Genomic DNA, 18,768 nt, shown 5'->3' on the forward strand with positions numbered 1-18,768 from the left:
CCGATGAGCTTCTCCCCCCAGGAAGCCCTGCAACGCACCATCGAGCATCGCGAGATCTTCTTCGACGAAATGGTCGACCTGATGCGGCAGATCATGCGCGGCGACGTCTCGCCGATGATGACCGCCGCCATCCTCACCGGCCTGCGCGTGAAGAAGGAAACCATCGACGAGATCGCCGCCGCAGCAACGGTGATGCGCGAATTCGCGCTGGCCGTGCCGGTCGCCGATACCACCCACCTGGTCGACATCGTCGGCACCGGTGGCGATGGCTCGCATACCTTCAACATCTCCACCTGCGCGATGTTCGTTGCCGCTGCCGCCGGCGCGCGCGTGGCCAAGCATGGCAACCGCAGCGTGTCGTCCAAATCCGGCAGTGCCGATGCGGTCGAAGCACTGGGCGCGGCGATCGAGCTGCAGCCTGCGCAGGTGGCCGCGGCCATCGAACAGACCGGCATCGGCTTCATGTTCGCGCCGATCCACCACCCGTCGATGAAGGTGGTGGCGCCGGTGCGTCGCGAGATGGGGGTGCGCACCATCTTCAACATCCTTGGTCCGCTGACCAACCCGGCCAATGCGCCGTCGGTGCTGATGGGCGTGTTCCATCCCGATCTGGTGGGCATCCAGGCGCGCGTGCTGCGCGAACTGGGCGCCGAGCGCGCGATGGTGGTGTGGGGCCGCGACAACATGGACGAGATCTCGCTGGGCGCCGGCACCCTGGTGGGTGAGCTGCGCGACGGCAAGGTGCGGGAGTACGAGATCCATCCGGAAGACTTCGGCATCGCCATGTCGGCCAGCCGCAACCTGCGCGTGGATGGCCCTGAGCAGTCCATCGCCATGCTGCGCGCGGTGCTCGACAACGAGCCGGGCCCGGCGCTGGACATCGTCGCCCTGAATGCGGGCGCGGCGTTGTACGTGGCCGGCGTGGCCAGCGATATCGGCGACGGCCTGGCCCGCGCCCGCGCGGTCATCGCCGATGGCAGCGCCCGTGCCCGCCTGCAGCAGTATGTCGATACCACCCGCGCGCTGGTTGCCTGAGCGCGCGGTTCAGCCTGACCCACCCGATGGCCGATAATGGTCGTCCTCACCGCCCCAGCACCGACCCGACGACGATGAGCGATATCCTGCAGACGATCCTGGCCCGCAAGGCCGAAGAAGTAGCCCAGCGCCGCGCCCAGCGACCGCTTGAGGAGCTGCAGGCGGCGCTGGCCGATGCGCCACCGGTGCGCGGCTTCGTGCGCGCGTTGCAGGCCGCCGTCGCCAATGGCGATCCAGCGGTGATTGCCGAAGTGAAGAAGGCCAGCCCGTCCAAGGGCGTCATCCGCCCCGACTTCCGCCCGGCCGACATCGCGGTCAGCTACGAGTTCGGTGGCGCCAGCTGCCTGTCGGTGCTGACCGATGTCGATTTCTTCCAGGGTGCCGATGCCTACCTGCAGCAGGCGCGCGAAGCCTGCACGCTGCCGGTGCTGCGCAAGGACTTCGTGATCGACGCCTACCAGGTGGTCGAGGCGCGCGTGCTCGGCGCCGACTGCATCCTGCTGATCGTCGCCGCGCTGGACGATACGCAGCTGGCCACGCTGTCCGAACTGGCGATGTCGCTGGGCATGGACGTGCTGGTGGAAGTGCACGACATCGACGAGCTGGAGCGTGCACTGCAGGTGCCGGCGCCGATGATCGGCATCAACAACCGCAACCTGCGCACCTTCGAGGTGTCGCTGCAGACCACCCTGGACATGCGCCTGGCCGTGCCGCGCGACCGCCTGCTGGTCACCGAGAGTGGCATTCTCGGCCCGCAGGATGTGGCGCTGATGCGCGATGCCGGCATCCACTCGTTCCTGGTCGGCGAGGCCTTCATGCGCGTGGAAGAGCCGGGCGAGGGTCTGCGTCAGCTATTCTTCGCAGCATGAAAACGTACTATCCAACGCCGCGCGAGGATGCGCCGCTGGTGGTCTTCGACTTCGACCACACCCTGTATGACGGCGATTCGGGTACCCACCTGTTCGCCTCGCTGATCAAGCGCAACCCGCTGCGGATGCTGGCGGCGCTGCTGGTCACCCCGATTGCCGGACCGATGGTGGCGATGCTGCCGACCCGCCGTGCCGGCATTTCGGTCTACGTCTGGATCGGCAGCTTCGGCCTGCACCGCGCGCGCGAGTTCAACAAGGTGATCGATGCCTACGTGCTGCGCAATGAAGCGCAGATGCGCGCCAAGCTGTTGCCACAGGCGCTGGACGTATTCGCCGCGCACCGTGCCAAGGGCGATCGCGTGGTGGTGGCCACCGGCGCACCGCCGGAGCTGGCCCGCGCGATCCTGGCCTTCGTCGCCCACCAGGACGTGCCGGTGATCGGCACCGAAGTGGGGCCGCGGCTGGGCGGGGTAGGGCCGACCCGTCACTGCCACAACGAAGAGAAGATGCGCATGCTGCGCGAGCGCGGCTACGGCGACATCGATATCGCCTACTCCGACAGCACCGCCGACCTGCCGCTGCTGCTTGCGGCGAAAGCGCCGGTGGTGGTCAACCCAAAGCCTGCCAAGGTGGAATTCTTCCGCCGCGTGCTGCCGGCCGGCACCCGCATCCTCAACTGGGGCTGTGTGGACCGGGGCGGCGACAAGGCATAGTCCGGGGTCAGATCCCCGCAGGGGCTCTGACCCCATCGCACGATGACGGATCTGCCGGGCAAGGACCCGGTAGTGCCGGCCGCTGGCCGGCAACCGTGCACGGGTTTCCGCAGGCCATGAAGTTGCCGGCCAGCGGCCGGCACCACCGGATCCCACGCGGGTAGCGCCGGGCCATGCCCGGCGAGCGGTCAGCGGTACAGATACCCGAACAGCGCATGGCCCACCTGGAACAGGCTGATGCCCAGCACCAGCACGCCCACTGCGACCAGTACCCAGCGTTCCTTCACCCGCTTCACCAGCACCGCCGCCACCGGCGCGGCCATCATGCCGCCGATCAGCAGGCCGGCGACGATCTGCAGGTGCTGCACGCCCATCGACAGCAGGAACGTGGCCGAAATGGTCAAGGTGACCACGAACTCGGCCGCGTTGACGGTGCCGATCGTGGTCCTGGCCTGACCGCCGCGGGCGAGCAGGGTGGAGGTGGCCACCGGGCCCCAGCCGCCGCCGCCGCTGGCATCGAGCAGGCCGGCGAAGAAACCCAGCACCGGCACCCGGCGGATCTCGCCCTTGGGCATCCAGCGGCCGGCCGCGCGGGCCAGGATGATGATGGCCAGCACCAGCAGGTACAGGTAGATCAGCGGGCGGATCAGGTCGCCAGGGACCTGTGTCAGCACGTACGCGCCGAGTGCACCGCCCAGTGCGCCGGGCAGGGCGAGGCGGAAGAACAGGCGTTTGTCGACATTGCCGGCTACCAGATGCGACACACCGGAGGCCCCGGTGGTGAACACTTCAGCGGTATGCACGCTGGCGCTGACCTGTGCGGGAGGCAGCCCCATGCTGAGCAGCACTGATGAAGAAACCAGCCCGAATGCCATGCCCAGCGCGCCATCAACCAGCTGTGCGCCGAGGCCGATGAGGATGAACCACCAGAATTCGCTGCTCAGCTCCATGGATCGAGCCTAGCGGATGCGGGTGTGCGCGACATGCGATGGCGTGTCGCACCTACGACAATCCACCGGGCATGACCCGGCGCTACCGTGGTGGAGACCTTGGGGTAGCGCCGGGCCATGCCCGGCGGACATCTGTCGATCAACGGGTGCCGTACAGCACCACGGTCTTGCCGCGGGCGTGCAGCAGGCCATCGGTCTGCAGCTTCTTCAACACCCGGCCGGCCATTTCGCGCGAGCAGCCGACCAGACGGGCCAGTTCCTGGCGTGAGACGCGCAGCTGGCTGCCCTGCGGGTGAGTCATCGACTCCGGCTCCTGCGCCAGATCGTGCAGGGTGCGCACGATACGGTCGGTGACATCCAGGAAGGCCAGACGGCTGGCCTTGCGGCTGGTGTCCAGCAGGCGCTTGGAGATCTGCTGGCCCAGCGCGTACAGCAGGCGCGGGGCATCGGCCGACAGCGGGCCGAGGAACAGTTGATGCAGGCGCTCGTAGCTGATTTCGGCCAGCTCACAGGCAGTCCGGGTGCGCAGGATCACCTCGCGGCGGTCCGACTCCACGAACAGGCCCATCTCGCCGACGAACTCGCCGGCGCCGAAATAGCCCAGTACCAGCTCACGGTCCTCCTCCTCCTCGGCCATGATCGAAACCGAGCCGCTGATGACGTAATACAGAGTGCCAGCCGGGTCACCGGGTCGGAAGACGTCGGTACGGGTGGGATAGCGCCGCCTGTGGCTGTGGGCCAGAAAGCGGTCGATTGTTGCGATGTCCAAGGCCAATGGGCTGCTAGCTAGGCGCACGGTTGACACGATAGGGGCGCTCCCTCTGCGCATGAACGGATTCACGGGGTCGATAGCGGAGCTTAACCAGCGCAATTGTTAAGGGCAAACAGTGTGCCAGAAGCTGAGCGTCTTCACGTTCCCCCTGGAGACACTTATGCCGCATAATTCACCCTTTCCCTTCTTACACAGGAATCGACCGCCGTGGTCAAGCCGTTGCCTCGCCTGAGGTTGCAGGGTTTCAACAACCTCACCAAGGCGCTGAGCTTCAACATCTATGACGTGTGTTACGCGCGCACCGAAGAGGAGCGTCAGCGTTACATTGAATACATCGATGAAGAGTACAACGCCGACAGGCTTACTCAAATCTTGACCGATGTCGCTGAGATCATCGGCGCCAACATCCTCAACGTGGCGCGCCAGGATTACGATCCGCAGGGTGCCTCGGTGACGATCCTGATCTCCGAAGAGCCGGTGATCGACAAGAAGCAGGCCGGCAAGGAGTTGATTTCCGATGCCGTGGTCGCGCACATGGACAAGTCGCACATCACCGTGCACACCTATCCGGAAACGCACCCGCAGGAAGGCATTGCCACCTTCCGCGCCGATATCGACGTGGCTACCTGCGGCGTCATTTCGCCGTTGAAGGCACTGAACTACCTGATCGAGAGCCTGGAATCGGACATCGTGATCATGGACTACCGTGTCCGTGGCTTCACGCGTGATGTGAAGGGCAAGAAGCACTACATCGATCACAAGATCAACTCGATCCAGAACTTCCTGGCCAAGAACATCAAGTCGCGTTACGAGATGTTCGACGTCAACGTCTACCAGGAAAACATCTTCCACACGAAGATGCACCTGAAGGACTTCGACCTGGACCAGTACCTGTTCGAGGAGAAGGCCAAGAACATCTCGTTCAAGGAACGCATGAAGATCGAAGCGCTGCTGCGTCGTGAGATCGAAGAGCTGTTCCACGGCCGCAACCTGGCTGAGTGACCCATGCGCGATGCCGTCAGGCATCGCCACCCAGGCGGGACGCCCCGCCCCGTGGAGCCTGCGCTTGGCGCAATCTTCAGTTCCACGGCGATGTACCGACCTACGGCCCGGTGTGAAAACACCGGGCCGTTTCGTTTTTCTCAAAAAAGGTAAGGAGCCCCCACCCATGCCCTGGATCTATCTGCTGCTGGCCGGTCTGTTCGAGATCGGATTCGCCCTTGGAATGAAGTACTCCGAAGGTTTCAGCAAACCCGTGCCGACCGCCCTGACGGTGGTGTCGGCCCTGATCAGCCTGTACCTGATGAGCCAGGCGATGAAGAACATTCCAGTGGGCACGGCTTATGCGATCTGGACCGGCATCGGCGCCATGGGCGTGACGGTGCTGGGCATCTATCTGTTCAACGACAGCGCCTCGCCGGCACGCCTGGCCTGCGTGGGCCTGATCGTGGCCGGTGTGATCGGCCTGAAGCTGGTGTCGCCCAACTGAAAGGTGGCCCGACCAACGGTCGGGCCCCACCGTGTGGTTTGGTAGGCCCCCACCGTTGGTGGGGGCTCCCCCTCAAATGCGGTAGGCAATGGTCTTCATCACCTTGGAGGCCAGCGCCATCGCGCCGGGAATCGGGAACGGCAGGCGGCGTGCGCCGGCTTGCTCGGCGTGCTCGGCATGCCGGGCCTCGTCTTCCTTCATCACCCGGATGACCGCGCGGCTGCGCAGGTCGCCGGCCGGCAGGTCGACCAGGTGTTCGTCCAGATGGGCTTCCACCTGGCGCTCGGTCTCGACCACGAAACCCAGGTTCCAGCCATCGCCGCGCAGCCCGGCCAGGGTGCCGATGGTGTAGCTGCCGGCGTACCAGAGCGGATTGAACAGGCTCGGGCGGCTGTCCAGCTCGCCCAGGCGGGTGGCGCACCACGCCAGGTGATCGGTCTCTTCCTGGGCCGCTTCCAGCAGATGCTCGCGGGTCGCCGGATCGCGCGCCACCGCGGCCTGGCCGAAGTACAGGCCCTGGGCGCAGACCTCACCGACATGGTTGATCCGCATCAGCCCGGCCGCGTGGCGACGCTGCGCGCTGTCCATGCCCGGCTCGCCGGTGTCCGTGGCCGGATAGGGGCGGCTGGCCGGCGGGTTGCCGAACACCGTGTCCAGGGCGCGCTGCGCCTCGGTCAGCAGATGGTCCAGCGGGGTGGTCTGGCGAAGCACGGTCATGGCGGCACGGCGTGGAGCGGGGGAGGCCCGATTCTCGCCTGGCCCCGGTTCCCTGCCAACCCGGGGCGCAAGCCGGGTTGCACCCGCCAGCCAAGCTGCGTACAATGCCGCCCCTTACGCTCCACCTTTCACAACGCGTGGCAGAGTTCCGGCGAGTCCTTCGCCGCAATGAGCCCGACCTAACCAAGAGTTCTTCATGAGCACTTTCACTGCCAAGAACGAGACCGTCCAGCGCGACTGGTACCTCGTCGACGCCGAGGGCAAGACCCTGGGCCGTCTCTGCACCGAGCTGGCCCGCCGTCTGCGTGGCAAGCACAAGCCGGTCTACACCCCGCACGTTGATACCGGCGACTACCTGGTCGTCATCAATGCAGAAAAGATTGTCGTCACCGGCAAGAAGCTGCAGGACAAGATGTATCACCGTTTCACCGGTTACATCGGCAACCTGAAGACCGAATCCCTCGCCCAGGCGCTTGAGCGCCACCCGGAGCGCGTGATCGAGACCGCCGTCAAGGGCATGCTGCCGAAGGGCACGCTGGGTCGCCAGATGTACCGCAAGCTCAAGGTCTACGCCGGCACTGAGCATCCGCACGCCGCACAGCAGCCGCAGGTTCTGGATATCTAATCATGGCTATCACTCAAAACTACGGCACTGGCCGCCGCAAGTCCTCCACCGCTCGCGTGTTCCTGCGCAAGGGTTCGGGCAACATCACCGTCAATGGCCGTCCGCTGGACGAGTTCTTCGGCCGTGAGACCGCTCGCATGATCGTGCGCCAGCCGCTCGAGCTGACCAAGAACACCGAGAGCTTCGACATCCTGGTCACCGCCGCTGGCGGCGGCACCACCGGCCAGGCCGGTGCGATCCGTCTGGGCATCGCCCGTGCTCTGGTCGAGTACGACGAAACCCTGAAGTCCGAGCTGCGCAAGGCCGGCTTCATGACCCGCGATGCCCGCGAAGTCGAACGTAAGAAGGTCGGTCTGCACAAGGCCCGCCGCGCCACCCAGTTCTCCAAGCGCTGATTTACCGCGCCTGGCTGGGCTCCTTCGGGAGCCCGCTGGTTGGAAAAGCAAAAGCCCGGCTTCGGCCGGGCTTTTGTCGTTCTGGGGGTGTGCATTTCGAGGTTGCCGGCCAGCGGCTGGCACTCCCTGTTCCAGGTGCGCGCGGCGGGCGAAGGTGGGGCGTGGAATGCGTGACCAGATTAAACGCAAAAGGCCAGATCTTTCGATCTGGCCTTTTGCGTTTAATTTGGCTGCCCCTGATGGATTCGAACCACCGATGCCTGAGTCAGAGTCAGGTGCCTTACCGCTTGGCTAAGGGGCAATGTAACGTGTAACTATTTTCTCACTCTTCACGCTGAAAAACAACTTGATTTTCAGTGTGGTGGCTATGGGTGGACTCGAACCACCGACCCCAGCATTATGAGTGCTGTGCTCTAACCGGCTGAGCTACATAGCCTTGGTGAGCCCGCTATTCTGCTGATGTGTACAAGGACTGTCAACACCTTTGTATCGAGCTTGTGGCCCGACAGACGGCATGGGATAGTCCCAACCAGTAGATTTTCTTAGGAGTCCGCATCGTGATCGATCCGGACGGCTATCGACCGAACGTCGGCATCGTGCTGATGCGGCAGGACGGGCAGGTGTTCTGGGCACGACGTGTGCGCCGGGATGGCTGGCAGTTCCCGCAGGGTGGCATGAACACCGACGAGACGCCTGTCGAGGCCATGTATCGTGAACTGCAGGAAGAGACCGGGCTGTTGCCGGAGCACGTTGAAGTGCTCGGGGCGACACCGGGCTGGCTGCGCTACAAGCTGCCGGCGCGTGCCATCCGCCGCAATGAACGCCAGGTCTGCATCGGCCAGAAGCAGGTCTGGTTCCTGCTGCGCCTGACCGGTGACGAGGCCCACGTCAGCCTGGACCATACCGACTCGCCCGAGTTCGATCATTGGCGCTGGGTCGACTTCTGGTACCCGGTGGAGCATGTGGTGGTGTTCAAGCGCGGTGTCTATGCGCGCGCCCTGCGACATCTGGCGCCGTTGGCCCAGGGGGTGGCGGGGCAGGGCATCAGTGCCATGCCCAAGAGCGCTGCCGAGGCCTGGATGCCAGGCCATGCCGCTGGCCATGACCGGCCGCGAAAGCGGCCCCGCAGCCACGGGTACTGGCCGAAGAAGGCGCAGGGCGAGGGGCCGGTCACCTGACGGGCTGAACGGTATCGAGAATGGTTCAGGTCTCTGATTGACAACCATTCTCGTTTCCATTGGAATAGCGACCAGGCCGCTACTGGCCTGTTGCCCTGGTTCCCGCCCGTGTACGTCTGCATCTGCAACGGTGTTACCGACCATCAGATCCGCGAAGCCGCCAGCCATGGCGTCACGTCGGTGGCCGAGCTGACCATGCGTACCGGATGCGGCGCTACCTGCGGTTCCTGCCTGGACATGGCCGGTGATCTGCTGGCCAAGGCACGTGCCACCCACGATCTGCCGTTGCCGGTACTGGGCCTGGCGCAGGTCGCCTGAGTCGTCTCGCAGCGCGTTGACGCTGCGTTCTCCTGATCTTCATTGCGGGCCGCACTGGCCAATGCGCACGATTCGCGTTCCTTCACGTGCGCGCGCAAGGCGTTACAGTGCCCGCGATTTCAGCGTGCAGGAGCATCCCCATGAAGGGCGACACCAAGGTCATCGAATTCCTCAACAAGGTCCTCTACAACGAGCTGACCGCGATCAACCAGTACTTCCTGCACGCCAAGATGCTGAAGAACTGGGGTATCAAGGAGCTGGCCGAACACGAGTACAAGGAATCGATCGAGGAAATGAAGCATGCCGACATGCTCGCCGATCGCATCCTGTTCCTCGAAGGCCTGCCGAACTTCCAGGCGCTGGGCAAGCTGCGCATCGGTGAGAACCCTACCGAGATCCTGCAGTGCGATCTGTCGCTGGAACGCGATGGCGTGGTCACCCTGCGCGAGGCCGTGGCCTACGCCGATTCGGTTGGCGACTACGTCAGCCGCCAGCTGTTCGTGAAGATCCTCGACTCCGAGGAAGAGCACATCGACTGGCTGGAAACCCAGCTGGAGCTGATCGAGCGCATCGGTGAGCCCAAGTACCTGCTGAGCAAGCTCGAAGAGTGATTCAGCGGGCCTGGCCGGCGAGATAGCCGGTCAGCGCCACGCGTGCGCGGGCGAACTCCGCCACCAGCAGCGCCACTGCCACGGCAGGGCGCTGCAGGCTGCCACTGCGGGCTTCGTGTTCGATCCGCCGCGCCACTGCTGACAGCGACAGCGCACCAACGTTGGCGCTGGAGGATTTCAGGCTGTGCGACAGCGCCTGCAGGCGTTCGATGTCGTTGCCCTGCGCGGCCTGCTGCAACTGCTGCACCAGCTGCGGTGCGTCTTCCAGGAATACCGTCACGATCTGCGCAGCGGCATCGCCGATCACCGCATGCAGTTCATCCAGCACGCTGCGATCAAGCACCGGCTGTGGAATCGGGATCGAGCGTGCTCGTTCATCGCGCGGGCCTTCACCGTCGGGCGCGCTCGGCGCTGCGGGCAATTGCACGGGTTCCGGCAGCGCTGCATGTGCGCGATCCGCGGATGCCCGGCCCCAACGTTGCAGCAACGCATGCAGCGCCTCCCGTGCGATCGGCTTGGACAGATAGTCGTCCATGCCTGCCTGCAGGCAGCGTTCGCGATCACCCGCCATGGCATTCGCAGTCATCGCGATGATCGGCAACCGCGTGCGCCCCGCATCGGCTTCTTCCCTGCGCCAGTGCTGTGTTGCGCTGTAGCCGTCGAGCACCGGCATCTGGCAGTCCATCAGCACGACGTCGATTCCACCTTCGCGCAACAGTGCGAGGGCCTGCTCGCCGTCGGCGGCGTTGCGCACCTGGCACTGGAAGACCCGCAGCAGGTGCTCGGCCACCATCCGGTTGACCGTATTGTCCTCGACCAGCAGGACACGCAGATCCAATGACGGCAGCGTAGCGGCCGGCTGTGCATCTTCGGCGTTGGCCAGCAGCGCTGCCGGACGCGCGGTGGCGGTTGGCTGCGCCAGCAGCGCGTGCAGGGCGGCATCGTTGAATGTGCTGTGCAGCTGCTGCTGGCGCGGCCGCAGCGTGACCGGATCGTCCTGCAGCCACAGCACCTGCAGCGTGTCGTCGGCACCGCGCTCGGCCAGGGCCCGCTGCAGGGCCGCCTCGCCGTTGCGGCGTTGGCGCGCGTCGATCAGCAGCCATGCCGGTGTGCTCTGGCCCGGACGTGGCGCTGCACGCAGGCGTTCCATCGCCTCATCGATGCTGGCCAGCAGCTGCACCTGCAGGCCGTGGTGCGCGGCGATGCGTTCGACGCGTAGCTGCAGCTGCGTATCGGCGGTGTACAGCAGCAGCGCTGCCGGCGAGCGTGCCAGCGCCGGCAGATCGCCGGGGACCTTCAGCAGCGGTATTTCGAACCAGAAGGTTGCCCCCTGTCCCGGGGTGGAACGCACGCCGATGTCGCCATGCATCAGGTCGGTGATGCGCTTGCAGATGGCCAGGCCCAGGCCGGTGCCACCGTAGATGCGTGTGGTGGACGCGTCGGCCTGGCTGAAGGACTGGAACAGCCGCGCCTGCTGGGCCTCATCGATGCCGATGCCGGTGTCGACCACTTCGAAACGCAGCTGGTGCTGGGCGGGGCCTTCGCCCAGCCGCTGCACGCGCAGCTGCACCTGGCCGCGTGCGGTGAACTTGATGGCATTGGCCAGCAGGTTGCCCAGTACCTGGCGCAGGCGCACCGGGTCGCCGCGTACCGGCAGGCGCACGGCCGGATCCAGTTGCAGGCTCAGCGTCAGGCCCTTGGCTTCGGCGGCGCGCTGCAGCAGCTGCACCACGCCGTCGAGCAGTTCGCGCAGGTTGAAGCTGGTGATCTCCAGTTCCAGTGCCTGCGCTTCCAGTCGCGAGTAATCGAGGATGTCATCGACGATGCGCAGCAGCTGCTGCGAGCTGGCCGAGGCAGTGGCCAGCATCTGCCGCTGGTCCTCGCCGAGCGGACCACGGGCGATCAGCTCCAGCATCGGCAGGATGCCGTTGAGCGGCGTGCGGATCTCATGGCTCATGGTGGCCAGGAACTCGCCCTTGGCCAGCACCGCCGCTTCGGCCGCCTGCTTGGCCTGCAGCAGCTGATGTTCCAGCTGGCCCTGGCGCTCGGTGGTGCGCCGCAGCTGGTCGCGCTCGCTGATCAGGGTGATGCGGTCGCGCTGCAGTGCCGCCAGCGCGTGACTGCGCGAACGCAATCGCAGGCCCAGTACCAGCAGGGCGATGATGGCCAGGGCCAGCACCGCCAGCAGCGCGACCGTCGATGACACTCAGAGCACCGCGTTGTGGAAGTCGAAGTTCAGGTCGCTGCCGGCCGACTGCACCATGTTGCCCTGGATGTAATCGACACCGCCGACCCACATCGCGGCCGCTGCCTGCGGATCCTCGATCTGCTGGCCGATGATCTGCAGGCCGGCTGCATGCGCCTGCTCGATCGATCGGCGCAGTTCTTCGCGCGTATCCGGGTTGGAGTGGCTGCTGGAAAAGCGTGCGGCCATGCGCACGAACGACAGCGGCAGCTGGGTGAGCAGGGCAAGGGCTTCGCTGCCCGGTTCGAACTGGCTCAGGCAGAAGCGCACGCCGACGCTGGCCATGCGCTGGCAGAACTGCTGCAACGGCACGGTGTGGATCAGCGCATCGGGCAGGCGCACGTCGATCACCAGCGCGCTGCCGGGCAGGCGACGTTGCTGCAGCGATTCCAGCAGCCAGTCAGCGAACGCATCGCGCTGCAGGGTACGCAGCGACTGCGAGACGAACAGGTTCAGCGGCTGGGTGGCGTGGCGATACAGGTCGAGCAGGCCCATCGCATGCTCCAGCACCTGCTGGTCGAGGTCGGCGATGCGGCCGGCAGCTTCGGCCGCCGGAATCACCTGGCCGGCGGTCAGCACGCTGCCATCGGCCCGGCGCAGGCGCAGCAGCAGCTGGTACTGCGCGCTGCTGCCGCCGGCGACGGCGACGATCGGCTGGTAAGCGAGCTCCAGCTGGCCTTCCAGCAACGCCAGATGCTCCTGCTCGGTGGTCACCTGGCGGTGCACGTGGCCCGCCACGCCGGCGCTGAGCAGGCGTGCCTGCAGGGTGGTGCGTTCGACCGCTTCCAGGGCGCTGCTGGCATCGTCGAAACCCGGCGACAGCGGCGCGTAGCCGACCACACCACGCAGGTGCACCGATTCGTCGTCGCGGATCACGAAGGCGCGCGCGGACAGCTGCTCGCGCAGGGTGCCGGCAATCGCTTCCAGGCTCTCCTCATCGGTGTTGCGTGCCAGCAGCAGGAAGCTGTTGTCGTTCAGGCGCGCCAACAGGTGCGGATGGCCAGCTTCGGCAAGGCGTTGCCCGGCCTGCACCATCAGCCGCTCGAAGGCCGCGTAGCCGTAGCGCTCGCGCAGGCCCAGCGCGCTGGAGATTTCCACGAAGAACACGCCACCGCGTTCGTGCTGGGCAAGCGTTGCGTTGAGCTGCTGCAGCACGTGGTGGCGCGTGGGCAGCCCGGTTTCCGGGTTGCTGGTCGCCGGTGCGCCGTTGGCACCCGGCAGGGTCGCGGCCTGCGCGCGTGCGCGGCGGATACGGTTGGCCACCGCAGCGATCAGGTGGCGTGGCCGGATCGGCTTGCTCAGGTAATCGTCGGCACCGCAGTCGAGCACTTCGAACTGGCGCTCCGGGTCCGGGTCGCCGCTGAGGAATACGATCGGCAGCAGCTGCATGCCGGGCTGCTGGCGGATCATCGCGGTCAGCCGCATGCCATCCAGCCCGGGCAGGTGCAGATCCATCAGGATCAGGTCCGGGCGTTGCTCGCGGATGGCCTGCTGCACGCCATCGGCGTCGCCGAGCACGATCGCCTGCATGCCAGCGCCATGCAGCACGCTCTGCGCGAACAGCGCCTGGGCACGGTCGTCTTCGACGATCAGCACGCGGTAGGGCGAGTCGGCGTCGACAGGCGCCACGTCATTGTTGCCCGCCTCTGGCAGTGCGGCGGCGGAGGGCAGCGGCGGCGGAGCAGTCAGTCGGGTACCGTCGCTGGGTGCTGACGAGGCCGGCATCTGCACGGTCGCTGACGGCGGTGCCTCGGCAGGCGTGGCCGCAGCCAAGGGGGCGGCCCAACGTTGCCAATGATCGGCCGGAGGGGTTTCAGCGCGTCCCGGGCGGGGGCCCGCGGCGGATTCGTTTGCGGCCATCGATGCTCCTGGTGTTCGCGGCCATTATGCGACAAGCCCGCCGATCAGCCGGTACCGGGTTGCCGTTGTCCGTCGTCGCTGCCGCCACGTGCCAACCAGCGCACGCTTTTCCACAGGGTGCGCCAGACCAGCCAGACCAGCAATGCACCGGCCAGGCTGCAGGCCAGCACCACCACCAGCGCGATCCATGGATGCGCCAGCGCGAGCGCCAGCCCGCCGATCACCACGGTATCTTCGGCCGCCGAGGCGACCCAGTTGCTGGCCGGCTCCGGCGATGTGTTGAGCAGGGCGCGGGTGCCGGCCTTCAGGCCGTGGCTGGCCAGCGCAACGCCCGCGCCGGCCACCAGTGCACCGGTGCCCAGGTCGCCATCGGGTGACAATGTCGCTGCTGCGAGGAAGGCACCGGCGGGTACGCGCGCCAGGGTCTGCACCAGGTCCCAGGCTGAATCGACGCCGGGAATCTTGTCCGCGAAGAATTCGGCGATGGCCAGCACCGCCGACGTGCCCAGCACCCACCACGATTCGGTGGCCTGCAGTGCCGGTGGCAGGTCGACCCAGCCGAGCAGGCCGGCGATGCCGACGCCGAATACGGTGAGGTAGACGCGGATGCCGGCCAGCCAGGCCAGCAGGATGCCGATCACGAACAGGTGGGCTTCGGTCATGGCGGGCTCCGGCGGCGGAACTGTGCGGGGTGCCACACTATCGACGATGGAGTGGCTGAATGCCACCGCCCGGTGCCGGCCGGCACGGGGGAAACCTGCCGTTCCTGTCATACACTAGCCCGTCGTTTGCCCCAGGGGCCGTACTGGCGTCGCCACTGCGATGCCACGGAGACTACCCATGAACAACCGCCCTCCCATGCGTGTGCAGGTCCGCCTTCCCGGTGCCCCGCAACCACCTGCCGACCGCCGTCGCCTGCTGGTGATCGCGGGCATCTGGCTGCTGAGCCTGGTGCTTGCGGTGCTGGGTGGCTGCTGGCTGGGTGCGCCGCGCGGTGAACAGGGCCAGCGCGTGCAGGTTGCCGAGAAGCGCGCCGATACCCTGCAGACCCAGCTGACCGAGCTGCAGCAGAAGCAGGCCACGCTGGAAGCGTCGGACCGCATCAGCCGCGCCGCCAACAACGAAGTGCAGTCTTCGCTGGCCGAGCGCGATGAAGAGATCGCCGGCCTGCGCGCTGACGTCGCCTTCTACGAACGCCTGGTGGGTTCGACCAGCCAGCGCAAGGGCCTGAACACCCATTCGATTGAATTCAGCCCGGAATCGGCCGGCACCTGGCAGTACAGCGTGGTGCTGACCCAGAACCTCAACCGCGGGGCGATCAGCCAGGGGCAGATGCGTTTCACGGTGGAAGGCGTGAAGAACGGCAAGCTGGCCACCATCAGCTGGGACGAGCTGCACCAGCGCAGCAAGGTGCCGGGACAGGATTACTCGTTCCGGTACTTCCAGCAGCTCACCGGCAGCGTGATGCTGCCGGCTGACTTCACCCCGCAACGGGTGAAGGTGACATTGGGGAGTGGTGCGGGGGGCACCACGCAGGTATTCGACTGGAAACAGGCCGGCGCACCGGCCAGCAAAGGGGAGTAGGCAGATGTTCGGAAGCAGCAAATCCAGCCGTGATGGCCAACTGGTGGTGGATGCCCTGATCGGCAACCAGGTGGTGATCCGTGGCGATGTGGAATTCAGTGGTGGCCTGTACGTGGAAGGTCGCATCCACGGCAAGGTGATTGCCCAGGAGGGCGCCAGCGCGGCGACCCTGACCCTCGCCGAGCATGGCGTCATCGAGGGTGAGATCCGCGCCCAGGTGGTGGTCATCAGTGGCCGCCTGGACGGTGACGTGCATGCCACCGAGAAGGTCGAACTGACCCCGAGTGCCCGGGTCAACGGCAACGTTCATTACCAGGTAGTGGAAATGAATGCGGGCGCCCAGCTGAACGGCCGGCTGATCCATGCCAGCGCCCCGATGCAGGCCCTGCCAGCGCCGGAGAGCCAGGACGCCGGTGACGGCAAGGGCGACACCGCCGCGCGCCGCAAGCTGGCCGAGGCGATGGCTTGAAAGCCACCGCCTGCGCCCCCATGCTGAGCCCATGAACACGCTCGTCTCCCTCCCCGGCGCCACGCCGGCCGCCGCGCCCGACTACCAGTCGCTGGATCGGCCGCTGAACTTCACCGAGGCCGCTGCGGCCAAGGTCAAGGAACTGATCCAGGACGAGGGCAACCCCGACCTGTCGTTGCGCGTGTACATCGAGGGTGGCGGCTGTTCGGGCTTCCAGTACGGGTTCGAGTTCGACGAGAACCGTGCCGGCGATGACCTGGCGGTGCAGACCAGCGGGGTCACCCTGCTGGTCGATCCGCTCAGCCTGCAGTACCTGATGGGCGCCGAGGTGGATTACACCGAGAGCCTGACCGGTGCGCAGTTCGTGATCCGCAATCCGAACGCCAAGACCACCTGCGGCTGCGGCAGCAGTTTCAGCATGTAATTGCAGGGCGTGGGGCATGCGCCCCGCGCGGTGCCTTCGGTAGATCCACGCCATGCGTGGATGGCCTGTCCTGCAACCACAACAGCAGATTGCGCACAGTGCCGACCTTGCCACCCGCATCGATTGGCGGCAGGCTAGCTGGATGCTCACTTCTCCTTCGCCGCTTTCCGGTTTTGCCTTCGTGGGTGAACCGTTGGAGCGCGCCGATGCCATGCGCGAAGATGCCGATGCTCTGGCGCGCCTGTGGCCCGATGCGCGCATTCTTGTCCTGGACCAGGACGGCACCGCCTTCACCGGTGATGACGACCAGCCGTTGGCGCTGACCGGCGCTGATGTCGGTGGCGGGCCCGGTGTCGCGATCTTCCTCGGCCTGCGTGGCGAGCAGGCGTGGTTCTCGGTGGAAGCTGCCAGCGTGACGGTCACCGCGCCACGCCGGCTCGATCTGCGCCAGGCCGCACTGCTGTGGACCGTAGCCGATGCGACCGCCTTCAGCTATGCCCGCGGCATGTCCTACTGGCAGTCGCGCACCCGCTTCTGCGGCGTCTGCGGCACGGCCGTGACGTTCGCCCGTGGCGGCTTCGTCGGCCGCTGCCCGCAGTGCGCGACCGAGCACTATCCGCGCGTTGATCCGGCAGTGATCGTCGCGGTGGAGAACCAGGGACGGCTGCTGCTGGGCCGCCAGTCCAACTGGGCGCCGCGCCGCTATTCGGTGTTGGCCGGCTTTGTCGAGCCGGGCGAGACCTTCGAACAGACCGTAGCGCGCGAAGTGCACGAAGAGAGCAAGGTGCGGGTGACCGCCTGCCAGTACCTGGGCTCGCAGCCCTGGCCGTTCCCCGGTGCATTGATGGTCGGTTTCCGGGCGCAGGCACAGGACGACGTGCCGACCGTGGATGGCGAGCTGGAAGACGCGCGCTGGTTCAGCGCCGAAGAGGTGGGAGCTGCCCTCGCACGTGACGTCGAGGACGATGGTGAAGGCATCCGTCTGTCGCCGCCGATCTCCATTTCGCGGGGCCTGATCGAGCATTGGTACCGCCAGCAACCGGCGTCCGGCGGCGCCAGCATTGCCGCCACCTGAACACGCTGCCGGTTACAGTACGGTTCACCGCTGACGGCGGCGCTGCGACAGGTAAGGTAGCGACGCCGAACGCTTGCTCGTAGGGAGACCTGCCATGTTCACCACCCTGGTCGCCGTGTTGGTGGCACTGGCCCTTGGCCATGTCGCCCCGGCCGCTGCCGCGTCGCTGCGCCGTTTCGACGGCTTCCGGCGCTGGCTGGGCTGGCTGGACGCGCACGGTGGTCGGGCCTGGCAGGGGGCCGCCGGCGTGGCGCTGGCGATCGTACCGCCACTGCTGCTGATGGCACTGGTCGCCTGGCTGCTGCGCGGGGTGCTGTTCGGTCTGCCGGCGCTGCTGCTGGGCGTGGCCGTGCTGGCCTGGTGCTGGGGCCCGCGGGATCTGGACCGCGACATCGAAGCAATCATCGATGCCGACGATGCACCGACCCGGCAGGCGGCGGTACGCAACCTGCAGTCGGCCGGTGGCAGCCTGCGCGAGGATGTTCCTTCACTGGTCGAGGCGACCGTGCTCAACGCACTGCGGCGTTGGTTCGCGGTGCTGTTCTGGTTCCTGCTGCTGGGCCCGGTGGGTGCGCTCGGTTATCGCCTGCTGGCATTGATGGCGGAAAGCCCGATGCGCGCGCGCGTGCCGGTGGAACCGCTGGCGCTGGCGCAGCGGCTGCTGGGCTGGATCGAGTGGCCGGTGGCCCAGTTGATGGCGTTCTCGATGGCCCTGGTCGGCAACTTCGACACGGCCTGGAAGGCATGGCGCCAGGCGCATGGTGAGCGCTTGGCCGGCGACATTGGTTTCCTGGGCGCGGTGGCGCGTGCCAGCGTCAATGCCGAACTGCGCGAAGATGCGCACGATTACACCGAAGCCGGCCTGCTGCCGGTGTGGCAGCGGCTGCCGGACCTGCGTGATGCGATGAGCCTGGTGTGGCGGATGCTGCTGCTGTGGCTGGCGGCGCTTGCCGTGCTGGTAATCGCGGGCTGGGTGACCTAGTTGTTCTTTCTGCAGGGCTTGCAGCCCTGCACCCGCTGAAAGCAACAGCAACAGCAACAGCGGCTCTGGGTTGCTGAGGGTTGGGCGGGGCGGTGTGGGGCTGCAGGACACGCCGTAAACCCATCCATGGGGGCTCGATGGCGCCATCCATGGCGCCAACGGTCCTGCAGCCCCACACCGCCCCACCCCCGACAGGTTCCGGCGGCTGTTGGTAGGTGTCGACCTTGGTCCACACGGTAGATCCACGCCATGCGTGGATGCCGAACGCAGCGACCCGCTTCCGCTTTTGATCTTCTCTTTTTCTTCCGTGGTGGACGCGCACGGAAATTATCCGTGGCCGGGCGGGTGGGTTGCGCAGGGGCGTAAGCGCCATGGATGGCGCGCCCGAGCCCCCATGGATGGGTTTACGGCGCCCCCTGCGCAGCCCACCCGCCCGGCCAACCCCAACGGCTTCTGC

The 18,768-nt window shown here is 66.4% G+C and carries 21 protein-coding genes and 2 tRNA genes; 15 read left to right on the forward strand and 8 right to left on the reverse strand.

The window, feature by feature from the left end; translation table 11 throughout:
• Positions 1-3: 3 nt before the first annotated feature.
• The 3 genes from trpD to H3005_RS05350 all read left to right on the forward strand — a co-directional run bounded on the left by trpD (position 4) and on the right by H3005_RS05350 (position 2,617).
• On the forward strand, positions 4-1,035 hold the full coding sequence (gene trpD, locus H3005_RS05340) for an anthranilate phosphoribosyltransferase (protein ID WP_089237368.1): 1,032 nt from the start codon (positions 4-6) through the stop codon (positions 1,033-1,035).
• Between the two features lie 74 nt (positions 1,036-1,109).
• Positions 1,110-1,904 (forward strand): indole-3-glycerol phosphate synthase TrpC, encoded by a 795-nt coding sequence (gene trpC / locus H3005_RS05345; RefSeq protein WP_033832398.1) that lies wholly within the window; start codon positions 1,110-1,112, stop codon positions 1,902-1,904.
• Positions 1,901-2,617: a haloacid dehalogenase-like hydrolase gene (locus H3005_RS05350; protein ID WP_100553820.1), complete on the forward strand. Its 717-nt coding sequence runs from the start codon at positions 1,901-1,903 to the stop codon at positions 2,615-2,617. The genes trpC and H3005_RS05350 overlap by 4 nt, the downstream gene beginning before the upstream one ends.
• A gap of 188 nt (positions 2,618-2,805) precedes the next feature.
• Here the strand turns inward: H3005_RS05350 and H3005_RS05355 are convergent, their stop codons facing one another.
• Both H3005_RS05355 and crp read right to left on the reverse strand, forming a co-directional pair.
• Positions 2,806-3,567 carry a sulfite exporter TauE/SafE family protein gene (locus H3005_RS05355; protein WP_100553819.1) on the reverse strand — a complete coding sequence of 254 codons (762 nt, stop codon included), beginning with the start codon at positions 3,565-3,567 and terminating at the stop codon, positions 2,806-2,808.
• 139 nt (positions 3,568-3,706) lie between these two features.
• Entirely contained in the window at positions 3,707-4,396 is a 690-nt protein-coding gene (crp, locus tag H3005_RS05360; protein ID WP_089238148.1) for a cAMP-activated global transcriptional regulator CRP, read from the reverse strand.
• A gap of 150 nt (positions 4,397-4,546) precedes the next feature.
• On the opposite strand from crp, the gene speD reads away from it, so the two are divergent.
• Together speD and sugE are read left to right on the forward strand one after the other, a co-directional pair.
• Positions 4,547-5,341, forward strand: coding sequence for an adenosylmethionine decarboxylase (gene speD / locus H3005_RS05365; RefSeq protein WP_025874620.1), 795 nt, complete (start codon positions 4,547-4,549; stop codon positions 5,339-5,341).
• A 166-nt stretch (positions 5,342-5,507) separates the two neighbouring features.
• Entirely contained in the window at positions 5,508-5,828 is a 321-nt protein-coding gene (sugE, locus tag H3005_RS05370) for a quaternary ammonium compound efflux SMR transporter SugE (protein ID WP_025874621.1), read from the forward strand.
• Positions 5,829-5,900: 72 nt separating this feature from the next.
• On the opposite strand, the gene coq7 is transcribed toward sugE, so the two are convergent.
• Positions 5,901-6,545 carry a 2-polyprenyl-3-methyl-6-methoxy-1,4-benzoquinone monooxygenase gene (gene coq7, locus H3005_RS05375; RefSeq protein WP_100462173.1) on the reverse strand — a complete coding sequence of 215 codons (645 nt, stop codon included), beginning with the start codon at positions 6,543-6,545 and terminating at the stop codon, positions 5,901-5,903.
• A 196-nt stretch (positions 6,546-6,741) separates the two neighbouring features.
• Here coq7 and rplM point away from each other — a divergent pair, with 196 nt between their 5' ends.
• Entirely contained in the window at positions 6,742-7,170 is a 429-nt protein-coding gene (gene rplM / locus H3005_RS05380) for a 50S ribosomal protein L13 (protein ID WP_025874623.1), read from the forward strand.
• A gap of 2 nt (positions 7,171-7,172) precedes the next feature.
• Positions 7,173-7,565, forward strand: coding sequence for a 30S ribosomal protein S9 (gene rpsI, locus H3005_RS05385; protein WP_005411311.1), 393 nt, complete (start codon positions 7,173-7,175; stop codon positions 7,563-7,565).
• 227 nt (positions 7,566-7,792) lie between these two features.
• Here the strand turns inward: rpsI and H3005_RS05390 are convergent.
• A tRNA-Gln gene (locus H3005_RS05390) sits at positions 7,793-7,866 on the reverse strand.
• 58 nt (positions 7,867-7,924) lie between these two features.
• A tRNA-Met gene (locus H3005_RS05395) sits at positions 7,925-8,001 on the reverse strand.
• Positions 8,002-8,122: 121 nt separating this feature from the next.
• Between H3005_RS05395 and H3005_RS05400 the strand changes: the two genes are divergently transcribed.
• The 3 genes from H3005_RS05400 to bfr all read left to right on the forward strand — a co-directional run bounded on the left by H3005_RS05400 (position 8,123) and on the right by bfr (position 9,672).
• Positions 8,123-8,743: an RNA pyrophosphohydrolase gene (locus H3005_RS05400; RefSeq protein WP_100553818.1), complete on the forward strand. Its 621-nt coding sequence runs from the start codon at positions 8,123-8,125 to the stop codon at positions 8,741-8,743.
• Between the two features lie 108 nt (positions 8,744-8,851).
• Positions 8,852-9,061 (forward strand): bacterioferritin-associated ferredoxin, encoded by a 210-nt coding sequence (locus H3005_RS05405; RefSeq protein WP_089237360.1) that lies wholly within the window; start codon positions 8,852-8,854, stop codon positions 9,059-9,061.
• A 140-nt stretch (positions 9,062-9,201) separates the two neighbouring features.
• Complete coding sequence (gene bfr, locus H3005_RS05410) at positions 9,202-9,672, forward strand: bacterioferritin (RefSeq protein WP_025874625.1); 471 nt, start codon at positions 9,202-9,204, stop codon at positions 9,670-9,672.
• A gap of 1 nt (position 9,673) precedes the next feature.
• Here the strand turns inward: bfr and H3005_RS05415 are convergent, their stop codons facing one another.
• Genes H3005_RS05415 through H3005_RS05425 form a run of 3 tightly spaced genes read right to left on the reverse strand, consistent with a single transcriptional unit; the run spans position 9,674 to position 14,439 of the window.
• Positions 9,674-11,878, reverse strand: coding sequence for a hybrid sensor histidine kinase/response regulator (locus H3005_RS05415; RefSeq protein ID WP_100553817.1), 2,205 nt, complete (start codon positions 11,876-11,878; stop codon positions 9,674-9,676).
• A complete protein-coding gene (locus H3005_RS05420; protein ID WP_100553816.1) occupies positions 11,879-13,777 on the reverse strand; it encodes an EAL domain-containing protein in 1,899 nt (632 codons plus the stop codon). It lies immediately after the preceding gene.
• Between the two features lie 44 nt (positions 13,778-13,821).
• Positions 13,822-14,439 (reverse strand): DUF4126 domain-containing protein, encoded by a 618-nt coding sequence (locus H3005_RS05425; RefSeq protein ID WP_100553815.1) that lies wholly within the window; start codon positions 14,437-14,439, stop codon positions 13,822-13,824.
• A 178-nt stretch (positions 14,440-14,617) separates the two neighbouring features.
• Here H3005_RS05425 and H3005_RS05430 point away from each other — a divergent pair, with 178 nt between their 5' ends.
• From H3005_RS05430 to ampE, 5 genes are all read left to right on the forward strand, one after another.
• On the forward strand, positions 14,618-15,361 hold the full coding sequence (locus H3005_RS05430; protein ID WP_089237352.1) for a DUF6776 family protein: 744 nt from the start codon (positions 14,618-14,620) through the stop codon (positions 15,359-15,361).
• Positions 15,362-15,365: 4 nt separating this feature from the next.
• Entirely contained in the window at positions 15,366-15,830 is a 465-nt protein-coding gene (locus H3005_RS05435) for a polymer-forming cytoskeletal protein (RefSeq protein ID WP_089237350.1), read from the forward strand.
• Between the two features lie 31 nt (positions 15,831-15,861).
• Positions 15,862-16,254 (forward strand): iron-sulfur cluster insertion protein ErpA, encoded by a 393-nt coding sequence (gene erpA / locus H3005_RS05440; protein ID WP_025874631.1) that lies wholly within the window; start codon positions 15,862-15,864, stop codon positions 16,252-16,254.
• A gap of 142 nt (positions 16,255-16,396) precedes the next feature.
• Positions 16,397-17,329, forward strand: coding sequence for an NAD(+) diphosphatase (nudC, locus tag H3005_RS05445; RefSeq protein ID WP_089237348.1), 933 nt, complete (start codon positions 16,397-16,399; stop codon positions 17,327-17,329).
• A gap of 94 nt (positions 17,330-17,423) precedes the next feature.
• Positions 17,424-18,311 (forward strand): regulatory signaling modulator protein AmpE, encoded by an 888-nt coding sequence (gene ampE / locus H3005_RS05450; protein WP_191077718.1) that lies wholly within the window; start codon positions 17,424-17,426, stop codon positions 18,309-18,311.
• The last annotated feature ends 457 nt before the right edge of the window (positions 18,312-18,768 follow it).

It is taken from the genome of Stenotrophomonas sp. Br8 (assembly GCF_014763005.1).
Classification (GTDB): domain Bacteria; phylum Pseudomonadota; class Gammaproteobacteria; order Xanthomonadales; family Xanthomonadaceae; genus Stenotrophomonas; species Stenotrophomonas lactitubi.